The following is an 18,332-nucleotide window of genomic DNA, read 5'->3' on the forward strand; positions in this document are numbered from 1 at the left end:
AGTAAGAAAGCTTTAGTAGCGGTCAGCCATAAGATCATCATAGCAACGTATTTTATTCTTAAGAATAAAGAGGCCTATAAAGAGCCCTTGTTGCAAATCGAAAAAGCGGAGCAGAAGCGTAAAGTGAGGGAAGTTCAAAAAACAGTTGGCCACCTGCGAAAACTGGGATTTGATGTAAGGCTTACTCCGGTAGCCTAAAGATAAACCTGGAGCTCGTTTTTTTTACTAGGAAATTAAACCTGTGTATGAAATTGAGTCGAAAACTGGATAAGCACAAACACTTGTCGTAAAGAAGGGTAGCAATACCTTTTGGAAGCACGTATATGAAAATTTACATCTTTCTTATCCTTTTATAATCACGTATCTCTTAAATATAGATCACCATTATAATTGGGCCTATAGCACACTTTAAATAGTGGAAACCGGTCATAGAGCAGTAAGCCCTACGGGAGAGTTTTGGCCCTAATTGATTAAAAATAAAATAAAACACATATGAAACTAATAAAGTTACTATTTGTATTTGCATTGCTGTCATCTTGCAATGCACCAAAAGCGATTTATGATTATGATGACACGGTAAATTTTAATACTTACAATACATACCAACTTTTTCCAGATTTTCAGTCCGGGCTTTCCCAATTAGATGAAACCAGGTTAATTACTAGTTTAAAGAATGGAATGGAAGTGCAGGGCCTTTCAAATTCAGAAGAGCCCGGAATTTATGTGAATGTTTATTCCCGGGAATTTATGGATCAGAACCGAAGCAATGTTGGCATTGGAATTGGAGGCGGAGGCCGGCATGGTGGAGTAGGAGTTTCCGGCGGGATTCCCATGGAGAATAATTCCGTTGTTCTGGAAGTCACAATCGACTTTATAGATGTTGCTGAAGATTCTCTGGTTTGGCAGTCGGTTGTAGAAAGCAAGTTCAACCCAAATGCTTCTCCCGAACAACGCCGGGCAATGTTTGATAAGATCGTTAAGAAAGCCCTTGAGGGGTATCCTCCTAAGGAATAAGCATCCTCAAATTTTCATAAAAACAGTGCAATTTGCGGGATTACCAGCGAGCAAGAAGTTTGGATCGAGATTGATTTTAGCATTGTTTTATTATGCACATTGTTTCTATTTTCTATTCAATTTAGATTCTGTATTTGTTACTTCTTTTATATGTGCATTCCAGCGCTATGACTCCCATTTTTCTCTATTTCATTTAGAAATTGTTTGCCCCGGTTTTTTAATCCCTCATTGGGGTTTAATTCCCCGAGGCTTGCCTCGAAATTATAAAATAGTTCTTCATTCATACCTCGTGGGCTTGCCCCGAGGTTGTTGATTCCTTTTCTTGCATTGCTCATACCTATGTAAAAGATATCCCTCGGTTCAACTGTTTGTCCATTAAGGTTTTTGTCGGTAAAAGCTAAAAGATAGTTTCCCGGGTAATTTCCATCTTCTATATTTTTATAATTCCCAAAAAGTGGTTCCCATTTCTTATTTAAAATTTTCTGAATTTTATCAGTCATACATAAAGCCTTTTTTAATCCCTAATTGAGGTTTAATTCCCCCCGAGGCTGGCTTCGAAATTATAAAATAGTTTTCCAATTCATACCTCTCGGGCTTTCCCCGGGGTTCTTGATTTCATCTTTTAAAATTTAGCAATAAAAAAGCCCCGGAAAATTTCCGGGGCTTTTCACATTTTGGTTGGTTAGTTAGTAGCTAACCTATGGAAGATTATTCTTCCATTTCTTCAGAACTTATAGTGATTAATTCATTATAGTAAATTCACTACGTCTGTTCTTAGCATACTGCTCTACAGTACAACCTGTCGGTTCGGTACAGTCGTTAAGTGGCATGCTTTCTCCATAACCCTTAGAAGTTAATCTGCTACGGTCTATACCGTTTTCAACAAGATACTCTAAAGTAGAAGCTGCACGTCTTTCAGACAGTCCCATATTGTATTGATCTGAACCTCTAGCATCAGCGTGAGAGCCAATTTCAATTTTAAGTTCAGGATACTTGTTCATAATATTTACAACTTTATCAAGAGTTGGTTTAGACTCGTCTTTAATAGTTGATTTGTCAAAGTCGAAGTAAATGTTTCCGACATCTCTTAATTGTTGTCTACCAGTTTCAAGGTTTGTTTCTCTGTCATCAAAATCAACAACCGGAGGAACATAATCTTCTCTGGTGAAAACATAAAGGTTATCTGACCCTCTTCTGTTAGAGGCAAGATATCCTTTTTGGTTTTCTTCATCAATTATAAAAGCGAAATCATCGTGACCACTGTTAACTGTGCTTCCAAGGTTCTGAACTTCAGAAAAATCTCCTTCAGTTCTAAATACATCCAGGTTGCCAAATCCCTGATGACCATCTGAAGAGAAGTAAAGTACTCCTTCTTCACTGATGTGAGGAAATTGCTCGCGGTTAGGAGTATTAACTCCGGTACCAAGATTTTGTGGTTCACCATAAGTTCCGTCTTCGTTTACATCTACTACGTAGATATCAAAAGAGCCTTCAGAACCTGGCATATCGCTGGCAAAGTAAAGTTTGCTGCCATCTGCACTTAGGCTTGGGTGTTCAGTGGAATATTCATCACTTGTGAAAGGAAGGGCTTCAATATTGCTCCATTCGCCATCTACCATTTCAGCACGGAAAATTTTAATATGTGCAACTCTAATTCCTTCTTCGTTCTTCACTCTTTTCTCGCTGTTACGGTCAAAAAACATTACCTGACCATCCTGGCTAAAAGTAGCAGAGCTTTCGTGCTCATCGGTATTAATAGCATCAGAAAACAAAACGATGTCACTTAATTCTCCGTCTTCAGACATTTCAGCTGAGTAAAGATCTAAAGTTGGTTTTTTGTTCCAGGGATAAATTGGTCGCTCTTGGTTTCTTGTTGAAGCGAAAGTAATTCGATCTCCATAAAAAGCAATACCAAAATCGGCTGAAGAACTGTTGTTCATGATTTGATTAGTGGTATAAACGTGAGGACCAGTTGTATCCAATTTACGTGCAAAATCCTCATAGCTTATAGCTTCACCAGTATAATCACTCATATACTCATCAGCTTCATCCTGTTCTCCAATTGCACGTAAAGAATGTGCAAAGCGAAATTGATATTCAGGAGCTGCAATCTCTTCGTGTCTAAGGAAAAGTGTGCGGTAAACTTCCGCAGCTTCTTCCATTTGATTTGTGTAGAAATAAGCATCTCCAAGGTTTTGTAAAACCTCCTGATTTTTATCTACAACTTTTTCATAAGCTTCTGCAGCGTCCATGTAGGCTCTTTGAGCAAACAGTTTTTCTGCCTTCTTTATTTCAGCACTTTGCCCAAAAGCGGCAAGTCCTATAAAAAGAATAAAAAGTGTACTATATAAATTTTTCATATTATTCGTTTTTTAGAAGAATCTAGGTGATTTGTCATATCCTTTGGTAAGGCCAAACAGGTCAAGATCAAATAACAACATGATCTCGTGAGTTCCACCTAAATTGTAGTTGGCGAACCTTGAGGTGAAATGATCGTAAGCATAACCTACACGTAGGGCTGGTGTTATCTTAAAGTTCACCAAACCTGTAATGGTTTCATTAAATCTGTAACCAACACCGGCTTCTAGCCTGTCATATAACAAAACGTTTGCAGTAACATCTACTGCCAACGGAGCACCTTGAACACCTCTTGCCATAAAAGCAGGCTTCAATTTAAGATCTGGGTTAAGTTGAAAAACGTATCCACCGGTTAAATAGTAGTGGATTGCTTCTTCGCCTAAAGCCGCAAGGCCTTGTTCGTTCTCAATGTATTTTGAAGTAAATACGTTAGGGGCAGAAGCACCTAAATAGTAATTATCTCCAAACCAAAAAGCACCTAGTCCAAATACAGGAAAAACTTCGTTTACGTTTTCCAAGGCTGGATCTGTAGGATCGTTTGCACGAAGGCCGGAAAGGTTCGCGTCAAAAGTGGTAAGTCCACCTTTAAGACCGAAAGATAGTTTGCTGTCTCCACCTGTTGGAAGCACATAAGCGAAATCGGCAGTTATATTGTTTTCTTTAACAATACCGCCAATTTCATCGTGAACTACAGTTAGACCAAGCTCTACTCTTTCACTCACCGGGGTGTGGGCAAAGAAGTTGGCGGTGCTTGGAGCACCGTCAACATTTTGCCATTGAGATCTGTAAATACCCCCCAGATTTAGCATACCAGGATCATCGGTAGCATAAGCTGGGTTAATTACACTCATATTATACATATACTGAGTGAACAGCGGGTCTTGCTGAGACATACCCTTAATGGAGAAAAGGATAATGCCTGTAAATATTAAATATTTTGTGATTGTTTTTTTCATTTCTTTCTAATGTTTATCCTTTTATATTATCTGTTCAAGTATACTTTACCCTGACGTGGCGATGTGCTTCCGTCGTTAAAGTCTACCACATAGAAATATACACCTACAGGTAGTACATCGTCTCCCAGACTTCCGGATTGATTAGCAGTTCCATCCCAGGTAGGAGTAGAGGCATTACCTTTATACACTGCATTACCCCATCTGTTAAAGATCGTAATGTTGTAGTTTGGATATTCTCTTTCAATATTTTCTATTACGAACCTGTCGTTTCTACCGTCTCCATTTGGCGTAATAGCTTCCGGGAAAAGTAGTGCGCAGTCTTCAAGAGTAACTGTAACAGCTAATCTTTCTGAACTTTCGCAACCGTTATCTGAAATTAGAGTAGCGTAGTAAGTAGTCCCATCATTTAGCATAGCATTGTTACTTAACGCAGTCATACTTTGGGCTGAATCGTACCAGGTTACTTCTCCGCTTTCATTGATTTCGGCAGTAAGGTCTGCGATTGTTGGATCGTCAAACTCACATAGTTCATAATCTGAACTGATGGTTGGAGCAGGAGAATCTACAATGTTTACCATTATCATAGCAGCATCAGATTCACATCCGTTGTCTGATGATTGAGTCACATAGTATTCACCATTAACCAAAACGTCTTCTTCACTAACCATCATAGTTAGATCGGCATCAGAATACCAGGTTAAGTTGGTTCCTTCAGCTTCAAGACGCGCTGCCGTTTCACCATCTATCGCACAGAATGCAACAGATTCGTTTGTGGTTGGAGCTTCAGGAGCTTCTCCAAGCGTTATAGTGATCGTAGCCATATCATCTTCACCACATTCACCATCTTCAACCATTACGCTATAGATAACTTCGTATGTTCCAACTTCAAAAGCTGAAGGATCCATAATGCCTTCGGCGATAACTTCACCGTCTAAAGTAAACTCTCCATCCATATCTGCATCTGCAGAAATAAATGAGAATAGATCCTGAAGGCCATCGTTACTACAAATGTTTACTTCCATATCCTCACCGGCATGAGCACCTTGTTGAACTTCGATAGTGAAAGTAGTACTTGCTTCACCTTCTACACAAGGAATGTCTTCGCCCACTGTGTAGGTAATTTCAAAGCTTCCAGCTCCTACCATTGATGGACTAAAGATTCCATCTTCGTACCCTTCAAAAACACCGTCTTTATTCGCATCATCAGATAAATAAGTGAATAGATCTATGTCTGCATCACTTGAGCATACTGTTTGATCTTCGATCTCACCGGCATCTGCTTCTACGGTTTCTTTTACGGTAACAGAAAGTTCTACAGAATCAGGGCATTGTCCTTCTCCTACTGTATAAGTAGTGGTAAAAGTTCCAATTTGGTTACCGCTATCGTACTGGTCTATAAATTCCTGTAAGGAAGGACTAAATGTTCCTTCTCTTGAAACGCCTTCATCTAAAAGATCTAGATAAAATTCTCTTAATATAGTTTCAGATCCTTCAAACATACCGTCAAGGATATCCTGGTTGCAAATAATAGTGGAGTTATCTTCACCGGCATCAGCGCTGTCTATCACTTCAATTACAAAAGAAGTACTGGCTTCACCTGTTACACAAGCATCATTATCTTCACTTACGGTATAAGTAATTGTGTATCCGTCTTCATTTGACCCAATAGAAGAATCAAACATTCCGTCATCTACTCCTTCTCCAGTAAAAGTACCTCCTTCAACAGCTCCAGATCCTTCAAGATAATCGGAAAGATCTATCATGCCTTCGTTTGAGCAAACTGTTTGATCGTCAATTTCACCGGCATCCGCTGGTTCTGTGTCAATAATTCTAACTGTTAATTCTGTAGAATCTTCACAATCTTCGTTTGCTAAAGTGTATGTTGTAGTAAAATCACCTAATCCGTCTTCATCGTTCTGATATTGATTGGCTATTTCTGCAGGAGTTGGATTAAAAGTTCCATCTGTGGCAACCCCTTCATCCAAAAGACTTAAATAATACTTTCTTATTTCATCTATACTAGGGAAAGTTTCTTCCACATCAGTGATACAAACTTCACCAATAGCATCTTCGCCGGCACACCCTGGTTCCGTTGGGTCTGTTGGATCACTCGTCACTGTAACAGTTACAATAGCTGAATCTTCACAGCTTTCAGTTCCTATTGTATAAGTATAATCTCCAGGCTCATCAGTTGCAGGATCAAAAGTCCCGTTTCCTGGACTCCAGGTTCCACCTTCGTCAGGAGTTCCTTCCAGAAAGTCAAAAAGGTTAACGGGCTCATCATCTTCATTTAAAGTGACACTTCCATCTTCCCCGGCATCTACGTCCTCTACAATTCTAACTGTAAGTTGTACTGAATCCGTACACTCATCGTTGGACACTGTATAGGTTGTTGTAAAATCACCTAAACCATCTTCATCATTTTGATATTGATCAGCTATTTCTGTAGGTGTTGGATCAAAAGTTCCATCTCTGGAAACTCCTTCATCTAAAAGGTTTAGATAATATTTTCGGATTTCATCTATACTTGGAAAAGTTTCCTGAACATCAGCCTCACATACAACTCCAAGGGAGTCGGTTCCTGCAAGGTTAGGGCATTCTGGTTCTTGCAAATCAACCTCTTCTATTACAACTGTAAAGTTTAAAATCTCACAAGAATTTCCGTTGTAGGATACTTGATAGGTTCCTTCTGGATTTTCTGGGTCTAGTTCTGCGAAGGCTACTTCTAATTGCGGATCAAAAGCATTTTCATCGGGAACTCCATCGAAAAATGGAGAAAATCTGTCCACAAGATCATTCAGAATTTCTTCCTCAGTCATGCCTTCCAATTCAGAGGGATCTATATCAATAGTAATATTTTCTTCGCTTACTTCATTCACTTCTAATGTAAAAGTGGCTTCATCAGAACCGTTTACACAAGAATTATCCTCGTTAACAGAGTAGGTTATAGTATAGGTTCCTGCTCCTTCTTCCGAAGGGTTGAAAACGCCATCTTCAAATGGTGCAGAAAACTCACCGGTTTCAATAGCATCATCACTTAAAAAGCTATAGAGATCGAAATTTTCATCCTGGTCAACACAATATGTGGATGAAAAATCATCACCTGCTTCAGCTTCTTCAGCCGCAATTATTGTAATTGTTAGGTCTACGGAATCAGTACAATTATCTTCTCCAATTGTGTATGTAGTTGTAAACTCTCCCAATCCATCCTCATCGTTTTGATATTGATCTACAATTTGGTCAATCGTTGGATTAAATGTTCCATCTGCTGGAACCCCATCCTCCAATAAGCTTAAATAAAAGTTTCGTACTGCATCATTAGAAGGAAAAATTTCCTCTACATCTGATTCACATACAATTCCATCACCTTCCTGCACTCCGGCATCTGGCCCTTCAACAAGTTCTACTGTAACTGCAGTTCTATCAGCAGCAGGAGTTTCACAAGGTGGTGCAGGACTATCACTATCATTCACTACCTGTGCAGCATAATAAGTTTGACCATCGATTAATTCAGTGCTTTCTGATAATGGTTCATTTGCATTTAGAGAACGATACCATCTAATTGCCTGGGTATTATCATAAGTTCCAGTGGCCTCAAGGTCGGCTACAGTAGCACTTTCGCAAAATGTTTGTGGGGTAGTTGCGGTAGGACCTTCAATAGTAATTGGGTTGAATCTCACCGCAGTTCTTAGGGATGCGCAAACATCGTTTTCCGCATCTTCTCCAGCGGTTGGGACCTGTCCTACAAAGTAGCTTTCTCCACCTTGAAGATTGTCAGTAGAATTCATTGGAGTTGTTCCAAATTCTGAATCATATACTTCAATAGAATAAGCTAAATCGGCTTCAAAGAGTGACGCCAGATCTCCAGCATTAAAATCCTCTGATGCACAGGAAGTAAATTCAAAACCTGGGGATCGTGAATTTGTAATGTTGTTTACGGGGCGTTGTTCACTATTTACAGTTACTGCAACTTCAATTCTGTTACAATCTCCTGATGTTGAGCCGGCCCAATAGGTTCCGCTCGATAGCACTTCTCCTGAAGGAATAGGCTGCGTGTCGTTCTCATTATCTGCAGTTTGGTAGATCGCATCGCCATCGGTCGAAATATCGCCAACAGTTTCTAAATAACAGAAGGTCTGTTCAGCGTCAGTTCCTCCTGTCGTGGGGCATGTTTGTCCAAACGAGGGCAAGGTTCCAATTAACATAATAAAGGCGAAAAGGAACCAGTTTGTTCCCTTCCTCCCAAAAGTAAAATTTTGCATAGGCTAGGTGTTAAAATTCAATTATTAGTATTAGGTTTAAATAATTTTAGCAGCACAAATATTAAAATAATTTTTAACATTGTTAGTTAAAGTATGTACTACTTTAACAATTTTTATCATTTGGCACTGATTGTGTTCATTTATGTTGAACGGCACTTGGTGCTCTATGTCGAAAATCGCAATAAATTTATGAAAAAATTAATAGGATGACCAAGAAATTATTAATAATCAGGATATTTCTCTTTTCAATTGTGACAACAGCTGCGGCCCAACCGTCTATGGAAACCGGGGAAGAATATCTTAAAAAAAACCAAATAAAACAGGCGAAAAAGGTTTTTCTTGATCATCAGGATAATTTAAAGGCCATAGAGTATCTGGGAGATATCGCCAGTTTCGAAAAGAACTGGGATGATGCTATAAATTATTACGAAAAACTGGTGGAATACCAGCCTAACTCTTCGGGTTATAACTTCAAACTTGGAGCTGCTATGGGAATGCAAGCTAGGGAAGCTTCTCAATTTAAAGCAGCTTTAATGTTGGGTGATATTAAATCTTACCTGAACAAAGCAGCCGAATTAGACGAGAACTACGCTGAAGTTCGTCGGGCGTTAGTTGAATTCTATATGCAATTACCTTCTATAGTTGGTGGAAGTAAAGATTTGGCTCAGCAATATGTAAAAGAATTGCAGGCAATTAATAAAGTAGATGCTTATTTGGCTCAGGCTTATATTCATAAAATCGAAGAAGACCGGGAAGCAACAAAAACCGCCATATCTAAAGCCCTGGAAGAGGCGAAAAAGAATAAAAGCCTGGTGGAACGTAATTACCTTAATTTTGAATTAGGGGAAAGAGCTGCTTCTTTAGAGGTTATGCCCGATATGGCTGTAAAATTTCTTGAAAGTTATATAGAAAATTATAATTACAAAGATTTAAAATCTCCTGCCTGGGCGCATTTTTATATCGCTAAAATTCTGGCCTCACAAAATAATCAGGATAAAGCCTTAACTCACATAAATAAAGCTTTGGCCAATAAATTTAATTTTCCGGAGGCAGAAAAACTTAAGCAACAAATTTTAGAGTTGTAAGCTAAAGGCTTTTCCTCATGTCTTAACTATATTTGTAGCCAGTTAAAAGAGTTGGAAATAGCCAGATTAATTGGCGCACGAAAGAAAATCTAATGAAACTTCATTTTATAGCAATAGGCGGTAGCGCTATGCATAGCCTTGCCCTTGCATTGCACGAAAAAGGAAATACTATCACCGGCAGCGACGACGCTATTTACGAACCCTCCAAATCGGCTTTGGAGAAAGTAGGTTTACTACCCGGGGAATTCGGTTGGTTTCCGCAAAAGATAACACAAGATCTGGATGCGGTTGTGCTGGGAATGCACGCCAAAAAAGATAATCCCGAATTAAAGAGAGCCGGGGAATTAGGCTTGAAAATCTATTCTTATCCTGAATTCCTTTTTGAACTCTCTAAAGAAAAAACCCGGGTGGTGATTGGAGGTTCCCACGGAAAAACTACGATTACGGCTATGATAATTCACGTGATGCATTATCACGGAAAAGAAATTGATTACATGCTTGGCGCGCCTGTTCGGGGAATTGAGGGTACAATTAATTTAAGCGATGAGAATGATTTTATGCTGATTGAAGGCGACGAATACCCGGCTTCCGCAATAGATCTTCGGCCAAAATTTCATTTGTATCAGCCTAATATAGCTTTGCTAAGTGGCATCGCCTGGGATCATATTAATGTTTTTCCAACTTTTGAAAACTACGTTGAGCAGTTTCAAATTTTTATAAGCTCAATAGTAAAAGGAGGCATTCTTGTTTATAACGTAGAAGATGAAACCCTAAAAAATCTGGCTGAAAATACCGAAAACCAAATAAGAAAGCATCCCTATTTCACGCCGGAATATCACGTAGAAGATGGAGAAACTATTCTGGAAACTTCGGAAGGTGATATGCCATTGGAAATCTTCGGGAGACATAATATGAATAACCTGGCCGGCGCAAAATGGATTTGCCAGCATATGGGGATTGATGAAGATGATTTCTATGAAGCGATGATGGAGTTTGAAGGTGCCGAACGAAGGTTGGAGAAAATTTATGAAAATGGGAATGCAATTCTTTTTAAAGATTTTGCACATAGCCCTTCTAAAGTAAAGGCCAGTAATCAGGCCGTAAAAGAGCAGTATCCCGATAAAAAACTAATAGCTTGTTTAGAATTACACACTTTTAGTAGTCTTAATTCAGAATTTATTCAAGAGTATAAGGATACTTTGAATAAGGCTGATGAAGTAATTATTTTCTACTCTCCAGAGGCAATAGCGCAAAAACAAATGCAGTTTATTTCTGCAGAAGACATAAAAGTGGCATTTAATAAGTCGGATCTGGAAGTAATTTCTGAAACTTCAGAATTAAAAGATATTCTTGAATCTAAAGATTTTAATAATTCCGTTTTACTTTTAATGAGCAGCGGGACTTTTGGAAATTTAGACCTGGAGGAGGTGAAGGCTTTATTTTAGTTAGTCCAATGTCCATTTGAGACGAGATATTAATCATCTTTTTATCGATGTGATTTCGGTCAGGTTGGTGTTGTAAATTTTGCGTCCATCATCATATTGGTTTCATTTCAAATCCCTCAATGAGGGATTGATTCCCCGTGGCTTGCCTCGAAATTATAAAATAGTTTTCCAATTCATACCTCGTAGGCTTGCCCCGAGGTTCTTGATTAGTTTTGAGGATGATAAAGAATCATTTTTTATCTTTATAAAACTATGAGGCAGGAAAATCAAATTGGTTTTGGAATTAAATCCTGGGCAGAAGACGATCGGCCCAGGGAAAAATTGCTTCAAAAAGGTAAACTAAGCCTAAGTGATGCTGAACTCATAGCCATTTTAATCGGGTCTGGAAGTCGGAATGAATCTGCCGTGCAATTAAGCAAACGTATTTTAGCTTCCACTGGAAACCAATTGGGTGATCTCGGGAAACTTTCAGTAAAAAAACTTTGTGAATTTAAAGGAATAGGTCCTGCGAAAGCCGTAAGTATTGTGGCAGCGATGGAACTTGGCCGCCGTCGAAGGACAGAAGAAGCTTTAGAAAAAAAGAAAATTACCTCCAGCGCTTCGGTTTTTGAATTAATGCAGCCTATAATCGGCGAGTTGTATCACGAGGAGTTCTGGATTATTTATCTTAATAATTCGAATAAAGTTATTGAGCAATTACAACTCAGTAAGGGCGGGATTACCGGTACACTTGTAGATGTGCGTATCACGCTAAGAAAAGCGTTGGAAGTTGGCGCTACGTCTATAATCCTGGCGCATAATCATCCTTCGGGAACTTTAAAGCCCAGCGAAGCCGATAAACAACTTACACAAAAGCTTAAAACAGCGGCTCAAAGTTTAGATATTAAGGTGCTGGATCATCTTATTGTAACTGAAAAATCATACTTTAGCTTTGCAGACGAAGGCGTACTTTAAATTGTTTAGATGCTACTAATTTATACCCAGAAGATCACCCCGAGAATAGTTTATACCTTTAAACATATTTGCACAAATGTTCTGGGAATTTCTATAAAATTCACCACTAAAATCGAAGAATTCATCGCTCATGAAGGGATGAAACTTTCTTACGGAAAACAAGCCCTGGGAAACGAATTATTTGTGCAAAAAGTAGGGCTTTTGCTTGAGCAGGGTTTAAGTGAAGTAGATATTAAAGTGCAGCCCTGGGGCGATAATTTTTGTTTCTTTCCGGTCTCAGAAAACAGCGCATTGCCCTTTGATATTTTTGCGGCTTCTTTCTTTCTGCTGAGTAGATATGAAGAATATTTGCCGCATGTGAAAGACGATTTAGGTCGATTTCCGGCTTCAGAAAGTCTAGGGTTTCAGGAAGGCTTTTTACAATCTCCTGTGGTAGATGTCTGGGCTTATAAATTTAAAGAGGTTCTTCTGGAAAGATTTCCTGAAATCACCCATGCCGACAGAAAATTTCATACCCGGGCCGTTATTGCGGTAGAGCATGTTTTTAATTTTCAGAATAAAGGATTTTTGCGAAGCCTGGCGGGAATGCATCTAGATTTGGTGAAGCTTCAGTTTAATAAAGTTGTAGACCGTATTCAGGTGCTGATGCGGATAAAGAAAGACCCTATAAATATTTTTGAAGATTTAATTGCTTTTATCAAAAAACACAAGGTGTCTTTACTGTTTATGTTTCAGATAAGTGATTTCTCAATTTACGATCGTAATATTAATTACAACCGGAATCCTTATCGTTCCATTATTAAATACGTTGGGGATTATGCTAAGGTGGGTTTAATGCCGGGATATTTTGCTTTAGAGAACTTTAAAACACTTCGGAAGGAAAAACTGCGAATGGAAAACACCGTGCATACACCACTTGAAAGTGTGATTAATGTAAAATACAACCTGAATATTCCTGAATTTTACAATTTCCTGACAGAACTGGAAATTCCGCAGGATTATTCTATGGGATACCCAGAGACTCCTGGTTTTAGGGCAGGAACCTGCAGTCCTTTTTTTTTCTATGATATTAATACAGAATCAACACTTGATTTAAAAATACATCCTTACGTCTTCAATTCGAGTATTGTTGAAAAAATGGATTTTGGGCAATTGACCAGCGATGTTGGAAAAATGTTAAGTGAAGTAAAGGAAGTTGACGGTAGTTTTAAAGCCATTTTCAAAAATCAGGATTTTTCTGAATATTCTAATCACCAGAACTATTACGCGTTGTTAAAACAGATTTATGAAGTTAGATAATATCAACCATATTTTTTTTGATCTGGATCATACCTTATGGGATTTCGACAGGAACTCTGCCCTGGCTTTTGAGCGTGTTTTTAAGTTTAGGAATATTCCGCTGGGAATAAATGATTTTCTTAAGGTTTATATGCCGGTAAATTTTAAATACTGGGAACGTTATAGAAATGATGAAGTTACCAAGGAAGCTTTGCGCTACGGAAGGCTGAAAGACAGTTTTGATCTTTTAAAATTTGAAGCTGATAAAGTTTTGATAGATAATATTGCCATAGATTATATAGAATACCTGCCAGATCATAATCATCTATTAGACGGAAGTAAAGAGGTGCTGGAGTATTTACAGGAAACTTATGTTTTGCATATCATAACCAATGGTTTTGAAGAAGTGCAGCATAAAAAACTTATCAATTCGGGAATAAGTAAGTATTTTACTACAATTACTACTTCCGAAGAAGCGGGTGTTAAAAAACCTCACAAACAAATATTTGAAACAGCATTGAAAAAATCTTCGGCTACTCCGGAAAACAGTATTATGATTGGAGATAATTTTGAGGCCGATTGTACCGGTGCTGTAAATTGTGGGATTAAACCTATCTTCTTTGATTACTACGGGGACAAGGAGGATGTCGGCATAATACATATAAAAACGTTAAATGAACTGAAGATCTATTTGTAATAATAATCTTTTGTTAATTTCGTTAGTACAACCCAATCCGGTGGCTAATGAAATTTTATTCTTCTTTACTTACTAAATTTGTAAGGCTTGCTACTGTGAGTTTTCTTTTAATGGGTTGTGTTAAGGATGTAGACCTTGATCAACGCAACGATATCACCCTTGGTCCCGATTTGCAAATTGATCTTCTTATCTACGATATAGATCAATCTCATTTTAGAGATACTGCTACAGGAAATATTAAGAACCGTATTAGTGATACGGTGCGCCTGGAATTTTTGGACGATTCCTATATTCAGGAGGATCTTACTTCGGTAGAATTTTATTTTAGGCATATTAATACGTTTCCACGAGAAATTGAAAGTAAGATCAGGTTCCTTTCTGAAGGCAACCGCGAACAGTTTGCGGTAAATTATAGCATAACCCCAGGGGCTGATGGTAATCCCGTAACTACAGAACAATATGAGTTAATTGAAGAAGATCGTATAAATTTAGTGCGTAGAAGCATAAAAATGGTGGTGGAATTAGAGGTGCAGCCGGGTACAGCGGTTTTTGAAGGAGAATTGGATTTCGCTTCAAAAGGCTTCTTTTCGTTTGAATTTTGAAGATGTGGAGACTAATATTTTTATTTTTTCTTGTTTGCAGTTCGGTTGTTGCTCAAAACAAACCGCTTCTTTTCAATGTGGATGATCTTCCGCAAACTTTAATGAGCAATCCCGGAGCTCAAATTAATTTTACCGGGCATATTGGAATTCCGCTTTTTTCTCAAATTCATCTTTCTGCAGGTACTACCGGTGTCGACCTCTACGATATCTTTGCTGATGATGGCACTAATATCAATACCCGAATTCAGGAAACCATGCGAAGTATGGATGCCAGAGATTATTTTGCGATAAATCAGCAGCTTGAAATAATTTCCCTGGGATGGAAATTAGATAGGAAGAACTATCTCTCTATGGGGATTTACCAGGAAATGGATTTATTTGCATATTTCCCAAAAGGTCCTGCAATTCTCGTCAATGAGGGAAATAATGATTATTTAAATGAGCCTTTTTATTTCGACGATGTCTCTTTTACAGGCGAAATTCTGACGGTTTATCACTTAGGAATTAATCATAAATTTGATAGACGACTTACAGTGGGAGCCAGGGCTAAATTCTATTCAGGGGTTTTTAATGCTGAGAGTACGGGAAATTCGGGAAGGTTTACTACTTACACCACTCCCAATGGCAGAAATGTTTACAAGCACGAAGTTGTAGATCTGAATGTTTTAGTCAATACTTCCGGTTTTGCATCTTTAAGGGAAGAAGAAGAAGTTATGACCGTAGAACAGGCCACAGCCGAATTACTAAGCCGCTCTTTTTTTGGGGGTAATGTGGGTTTCGGACTTGATTTGGGTCTTTCTTATATTCTTGACGAACAATTTATACTTTCCGGGTCTGTACAGGATCTTGGGGCTGTTTTCCAAAGAAAAGACGTTGAAAATTATAGGTATTTTGGGGCTTATGAAACCAGTGGTTTAGAGCCTCTTTTCCCAGATTTAGATGAGAATGATGAAGCCATACCCTATTGGGATATTTTTGAAGACGAGGTAGACAGAAATCTTAGAGACCAAACAACCTACGAATCTTATACAACCTGGCGTCCCATAAAAGCGAATTTCGCTATGGAATATGGCTTCGGTCCGGGATTTTTACCCTGTCATTATCTAAGCGACAAAGAAGTGAGGTATATGAATTTGTTAGGAATGCAGCTCAGCGGGGTAAAAAGGCCCAAAGGTTTTGTTTACGCTTTAACCGCATATTATGACCGAAAAATTAATGAAAACCAGCGTTTTAAGCTTACTTACACTTTAGATGACTATTCTTTAACCAATATCGGTTTGATGTATACCAAGACTTTTAATAAATTTAATGTATATCTTGCAGTAAATAACGTATTGGCATATCCAGATCTGGCAAAAGCACATAGTGCTTCTATACAGTTAGGGATGCAGTTGGTTTTTAATGACTAGAAGAGTTTAATGAAAACCGGCAAAATGGTGGCCTCGGAAATGGCAACATTTTCGAGAGAATTTGGTAACCTAATTTCACTTCATTTTGCTGAAAATATAAACACATGAAAAAAATACTTTTTATACTATTTGTAATTTCTGGAGCACTAAATGTTTCTGCACAGGATCTAAATGAATATAAATACGTAATTGTACCGGAAGATTTTGAACTTTCAAAAGAAAAAAATCAATATCAATTAAACGCACTTACCAAATTTCTATTTGAAAAATACGGGTTTGAAACCCTGATGAAGAACGAGGAAAAACCTCTCGATTTACAGGAAAATTATTGTTTGGGCCTAAGCGCTAAAGTAAAAGACAATTCGGGTTTGTTTGTTACTAAGTTGGTAGTTCAATTAGAGGATTGTCGCGGAAATATTGTTTTTGAAACAAAAGAGGGGAGAAGTAGGGAGAAAGATTTTAAAGCAGCACATCACGAAGCTTTGCGCGATGCTTTTAGTGATATTGAAGAATTAAATTATCAATTTAATCCTGGGGAAGTTTCAGCTGCTGCTCCTTCTAGTGATAAGCAACCGCAAGCTGTAGAAAATGCTGAAATTGCACAGAGTGAACCAGAAACCCAGGCCCCTGAAGCTTCCGAAGAAGTTAAAACTCCTATTTCTGCACCCGCTGAAGTAGTGGTGGAAAATCCTATGATAAATAATGCTTCAGCAAAAGAACTGAATTTTGAAAAGGACGGTATTACCTATTTACTCGAAAAATCTGATGCAGGATATTCATTTTATCAAACAAATTCCGAAGAGCCATTTGCGGTTCTGGCAAAGTCCGGTGATGAGGATAGCTTTATATATAAATCCCTTACCCGTCAAGGCATAGCCTATTTTGATGATGGAGGTAATTTGATAATTGAATATTTAAATGCAGAAAATAAAAAGGTAAAGCTGGTTTATAAAGCTTCGGCGAATCAATAATTATACTTGGTTTTCCAACGTTTTTTAAGAAATTCCCGTTGCGCATTTTCCCTCGGATTGTTCCCCGGATTATAAAATTTGGTGCTTTTTAATTCATCGGGTAAGAATTCAGCTTTCACAAAATTGTTCTCGTGGTTATGAGCGTATTTATAATCTTTTCCGTAGCCAATATCTTTCATTAACTTGGTTGGTGCATTTCTAATCGATAGAGGCACCGAGAGATTCCCGGTTTTCTTTACAGCACTTTGTGCCTGATTAATTGCCATATAAGCCGCGTTGCTTTTAGGTGAAGTTGCCAGATAAGTGACACATTGACTCAACACGATTCTGGCTTCGGGAAAACCAATTGTGGTTACCGCCTGAAACGTGCTATTTGCGATTACCAGCGCAGTAGGGTTCGCATTCCCAATATCCTCACTGGCAAGAATAAGTAATCTTCTGGCGATGAATTTTACATCTTCACCGCCCTCAATCATTCTTGCAAGCCAGTAAACCGCAGCGTTGGGATCGCTACCTCGAATAGATTTAATAAAAGCCGAAATAATATCGTAATGCTGCTCGCCGGCTTTATCGTAAAGCACCGTATTCTGCTGAACCCTATTGAAAACCAGTTCGTTGGTGATTTCCAGGTCTCCTTCAGAAGAGGTGACTAAAAGTTCAAAAATATTAAGCAATTTTCTCGCATCACCACCGCTTAATCTAAGCAAGGCCTCGGTTTCCTTTAGTTTTATATTTTTAGCAGCAATTATTTTATCTTCCCGCATAGCTCTCTCTAAAAGCGCCACCAAATCTTCTTTACTGAAAGGCTTTAGAATATACACCTGGCAACGGGAAAGTAGGGCTGAAATCACTTCGAAACTCGGATTCTCGGTAGTGGCACCAATTAAAGTTACCCAACCTTTTTCTACTGCTCCTAAAAGGGAATCCTGCTGCGATTTGCTGAAACGATGAATTTCATCAATAAAAAGGATAGGATTTTTAGTGGTAAACAAGCCATCGCTTTTCTTAGCCTTTTCAATCACTTCCCGAACATCTTTTACTCCGCTGCTTACTGCGCTGAGTTGAAAGAATGGTCTGTCTGAAGTTGTGGCAATAATATTGGCCAAAGTGGTTTTTCCGACTCCCGGAGGCCCCCAGAAAATTATGGAAGGAATAATACCTTGCTTGAGCTGCTGGCGCAAAGCTCCTTTAGGGCCAATAAGGTGCTGCTGACTTAAATAATCCTCTAATGTTTGGGGTCGTAATCTTTCTGCTAATGGTTTGCTCATCTGACAAAATTAGTAATTTGAATAACACTTTGT

The 18,332-nt window shown here is 38.4% G+C and carries 15 protein-coding genes; 10 read left to right on the forward strand and 5 right to left on the reverse strand.

Annotated elements, in window-relative coordinates; translation table 11 throughout:
- Both LB467_RS01995 and LB467_RS02000 read left to right on the forward strand, forming a co-directional pair.
- Positions 1 to 198, forward strand: a 198-nt coding sequence (locus LB467_RS01995) for a hypothetical protein (protein ID WP_394371754.1), incomplete at its 5' end; no start/stop codon positions are given.
- 294 nt (positions 199 to 492) lie between these two features.
- Positions 493 to 1,014 carry a DUF4136 domain-containing protein gene (locus LB467_RS02000; protein WP_224472360.1) on the forward strand — a complete coding sequence of 174 codons (522 nt, stop codon included), beginning with the start codon at positions 493 to 495 and terminating at the stop codon, positions 1,012 to 1,014.
- A gap of 146 nt (positions 1,015 to 1,160) precedes the next feature.
- Here the strand turns inward: LB467_RS02000 and LB467_RS02005 are convergent, their stop codons facing one another.
- From LB467_RS02005 to LB467_RS02020, 4 genes are all read right to left on the reverse strand, one after another.
- A complete protein-coding gene (locus LB467_RS02005; RefSeq protein WP_224472361.1) occupies positions 1,161 to 1,514 on the reverse strand; it encodes a hypothetical protein in 354 nt (117 codons plus the stop codon).
- 240 nt (positions 1,515 to 1,754) lie between these two features.
- Positions 1,755 to 3,374 carry an OmpA family protein gene (locus tag LB467_RS02010; protein WP_224472362.1) on the reverse strand — a complete coding sequence of 540 codons (1,620 nt, stop codon included), beginning with the start codon at positions 3,372 to 3,374 and terminating at the stop codon, positions 1,755 to 1,757.
- A gap of 12 nt (positions 3,375 to 3,386) precedes the next feature.
- Positions 3,387 to 4,328: a PorP/SprF family type IX secretion system membrane protein gene (locus tag LB467_RS02015; RefSeq protein WP_224472363.1), complete on the reverse strand. Its 942-nt coding sequence runs from the start codon at positions 4,326 to 4,328 to the stop codon at positions 3,387 to 3,389.
- A 26-nt stretch (positions 4,329 to 4,354) separates the two neighbouring features.
- Positions 4,355 to 8,590, reverse strand: coding sequence for a gliding motility-associated C-terminal domain-containing protein (locus LB467_RS02020; RefSeq protein ID WP_224472364.1), 4,236 nt, complete (start codon positions 8,588 to 8,590; stop codon positions 4,355 to 4,357).
- Between the two features lie 206 nt (positions 8,591 to 8,796).
- Between LB467_RS02020 and LB467_RS02025 the strand changes: the two genes are divergently transcribed.
- The 8 genes from LB467_RS02025 (at position 8,797) to LB467_RS02060 (ending at position 17,031) form a co-directional block, all read left to right on the forward strand.
- Positions 8,797 to 9,675: a tetratricopeptide repeat protein gene (locus tag LB467_RS02025; RefSeq protein ID WP_224472365.1), complete on the forward strand. Its 879-nt coding sequence runs from the start codon at positions 8,797 to 8,799 to the stop codon at positions 9,673 to 9,675.
- Positions 9,676 to 9,767: 92 nt separating this feature from the next.
- Positions 9,768 to 11,120, forward strand: coding sequence for a UDP-N-acetylmuramate--L-alanine ligase (locus LB467_RS02030; protein ID WP_224472366.1), 1,353 nt, complete (start codon positions 9,768 to 9,770; stop codon positions 11,118 to 11,120).
- Between the two features lie 252 nt (positions 11,121 to 11,372).
- On the forward strand, positions 11,373 to 12,074 hold the full coding sequence (radC, locus tag LB467_RS02035) for a RadC family protein (RefSeq protein ID WP_224472367.1): 702 nt from the start codon (positions 11,373 to 11,375) through the stop codon (positions 12,072 to 12,074).
- Between the two features lie 9 nt (positions 12,075 to 12,083).
- Entirely contained in the window at positions 12,084 to 13,373 is a 1,290-nt protein-coding gene (locus tag LB467_RS02040; RefSeq protein ID WP_224472368.1) for a polysaccharide deacetylase family protein, read from the forward strand.
- Positions 13,360 to 14,049: a YjjG family noncanonical pyrimidine nucleotidase gene (locus LB467_RS02045; RefSeq protein ID WP_224472369.1), complete on the forward strand. Its 690-nt coding sequence runs from the start codon at positions 13,360 to 13,362 to the stop codon at positions 14,047 to 14,049. Before LB467_RS02040 ends, LB467_RS02045 begins: the two co-directional genes overlap by 14 nt.
- A 47-nt stretch (positions 14,050 to 14,096) precedes the next feature.
- Positions 14,097 to 14,651, forward strand: coding sequence for a hypothetical protein (locus LB467_RS02050; RefSeq protein ID WP_224472370.1), 555 nt, complete (start codon positions 14,097 to 14,099; stop codon positions 14,649 to 14,651).
- A 2-nt stretch (positions 14,652 to 14,653) separates the two neighbouring features.
- The gene (locus LB467_RS02055) at positions 14,654 to 16,060 is read left to right on the forward strand and encodes a DUF5723 family protein (RefSeq protein WP_224472371.1); all 1,407 of its coding nucleotides are present in this window, start codon (positions 14,654 to 14,656) and stop codon (positions 16,058 to 16,060) included.
- A gap of 104 nt (positions 16,061 to 16,164) precedes the next feature.
- Positions 16,165 to 17,031, forward strand: coding sequence for a hypothetical protein (locus LB467_RS02060; RefSeq protein WP_224472372.1), 867 nt, complete (start codon positions 16,165 to 16,167; stop codon positions 17,029 to 17,031).
- Here the strand turns inward: LB467_RS02060 and LB467_RS02065 are convergent.
- Positions 17,025 to 18,299 (reverse strand): replication-associated recombination protein A, encoded by a 1,275-nt coding sequence (locus tag LB467_RS02065; RefSeq protein WP_224472373.1) that lies wholly within the window; start codon positions 18,297 to 18,299, stop codon positions 17,025 to 17,027. The two genes, LB467_RS02060 and LB467_RS02065, sit on opposite strands and share 7 nt — an antisense overlap.
- Positions 18,300 to 18,332 lie beyond the last annotated feature (33 nt).

The sequence above is a fragment of the Salegentibacter tibetensis genome (assembly GCF_020164485.1).
GTDB classification, from domain to species: domain Bacteria; phylum Bacteroidota; class Bacteroidia; order Flavobacteriales; family Flavobacteriaceae; genus Salegentibacter; species Salegentibacter tibetensis.

Excerpts from the sequence above, each read along its gene's own strand:
- LB467_RS02000 (WP_224472360.1), top strand. The coding sequence starts at position 493 with ATGAAACTAATAAAGTTACTATTTGTATTTGCATTGCTGTCATCTTGC.
- LB467_RS02005 (WP_224472361.1), bottom strand. The coding sequence starts at position 1,514 with ATGACTGATAAAATTCAGAAAATTTTAAATAAGAAATGGGAACCACTT.
- LB467_RS02010 (WP_224472362.1), bottom strand. The coding sequence starts at position 3,374 with ATGAAAAATTTATATAGTACACTTTTTATTCTTTTTATAGGACTTGCC.
- LB467_RS02015 (WP_224472363.1), bottom strand. The coding sequence starts at position 4,328 with ATGAAAAAAACAATCACAAAATATTTAATATTTACAGGCATTATCCTT.
- LB467_RS02020 (WP_224472364.1), bottom strand. The coding sequence starts at position 8,590 with ATGCAAAATTTTACTTTTGGGAGGAAGGGAACAAACTGGTTCCTTTTC.
- LB467_RS02025 (WP_224472365.1), top strand. The coding sequence starts at position 8,797 with ATGACCAAGAAATTATTAATAATCAGGATATTTCTCTTTTCAATTGTG.
- LB467_RS02030 (WP_224472366.1), top strand. The coding sequence starts at position 9,768 with ATGAAACTTCATTTTATAGCAATAGGCGGTAGCGCTATGCATAGCCTT.
- radC (WP_224472367.1), top strand. The coding sequence starts at position 11,373 with ATGAGGCAGGAAAATCAAATTGGTTTTGGAATTAAATCCTGGGCAGAA.
- LB467_RS02040 (WP_224472368.1), top strand. The coding sequence starts at position 12,084 with ATGCTACTAATTTATACCCAGAAGATCACCCCGAGAATAGTTTATACC.
- LB467_RS02045 (WP_224472369.1), top strand. The coding sequence starts at position 13,360 with ATGAAGTTAGATAATATCAACCATATTTTTTTTGATCTGGATCATACC.
- LB467_RS02050 (WP_224472370.1), top strand. The coding sequence starts at position 14,097 with ATGAAATTTTATTCTTCTTTACTTACTAAATTTGTAAGGCTTGCTACT.
- LB467_RS02055 (WP_224472371.1), top strand. The coding sequence starts at position 14,654 with ATGTGGAGACTAATATTTTTATTTTTTCTTGTTTGCAGTTCGGTTGTT.
- LB467_RS02060 (WP_224472372.1), top strand. The coding sequence starts at position 16,165 with ATGAAAAAAATACTTTTTATACTATTTGTAATTTCTGGAGCACTAAAT.
- LB467_RS02065 (WP_224472373.1), bottom strand. The coding sequence starts at position 18,299 with ATGAGCAAACCATTAGCAGAAAGATTACGACCCCAAACATTAGAGGAT.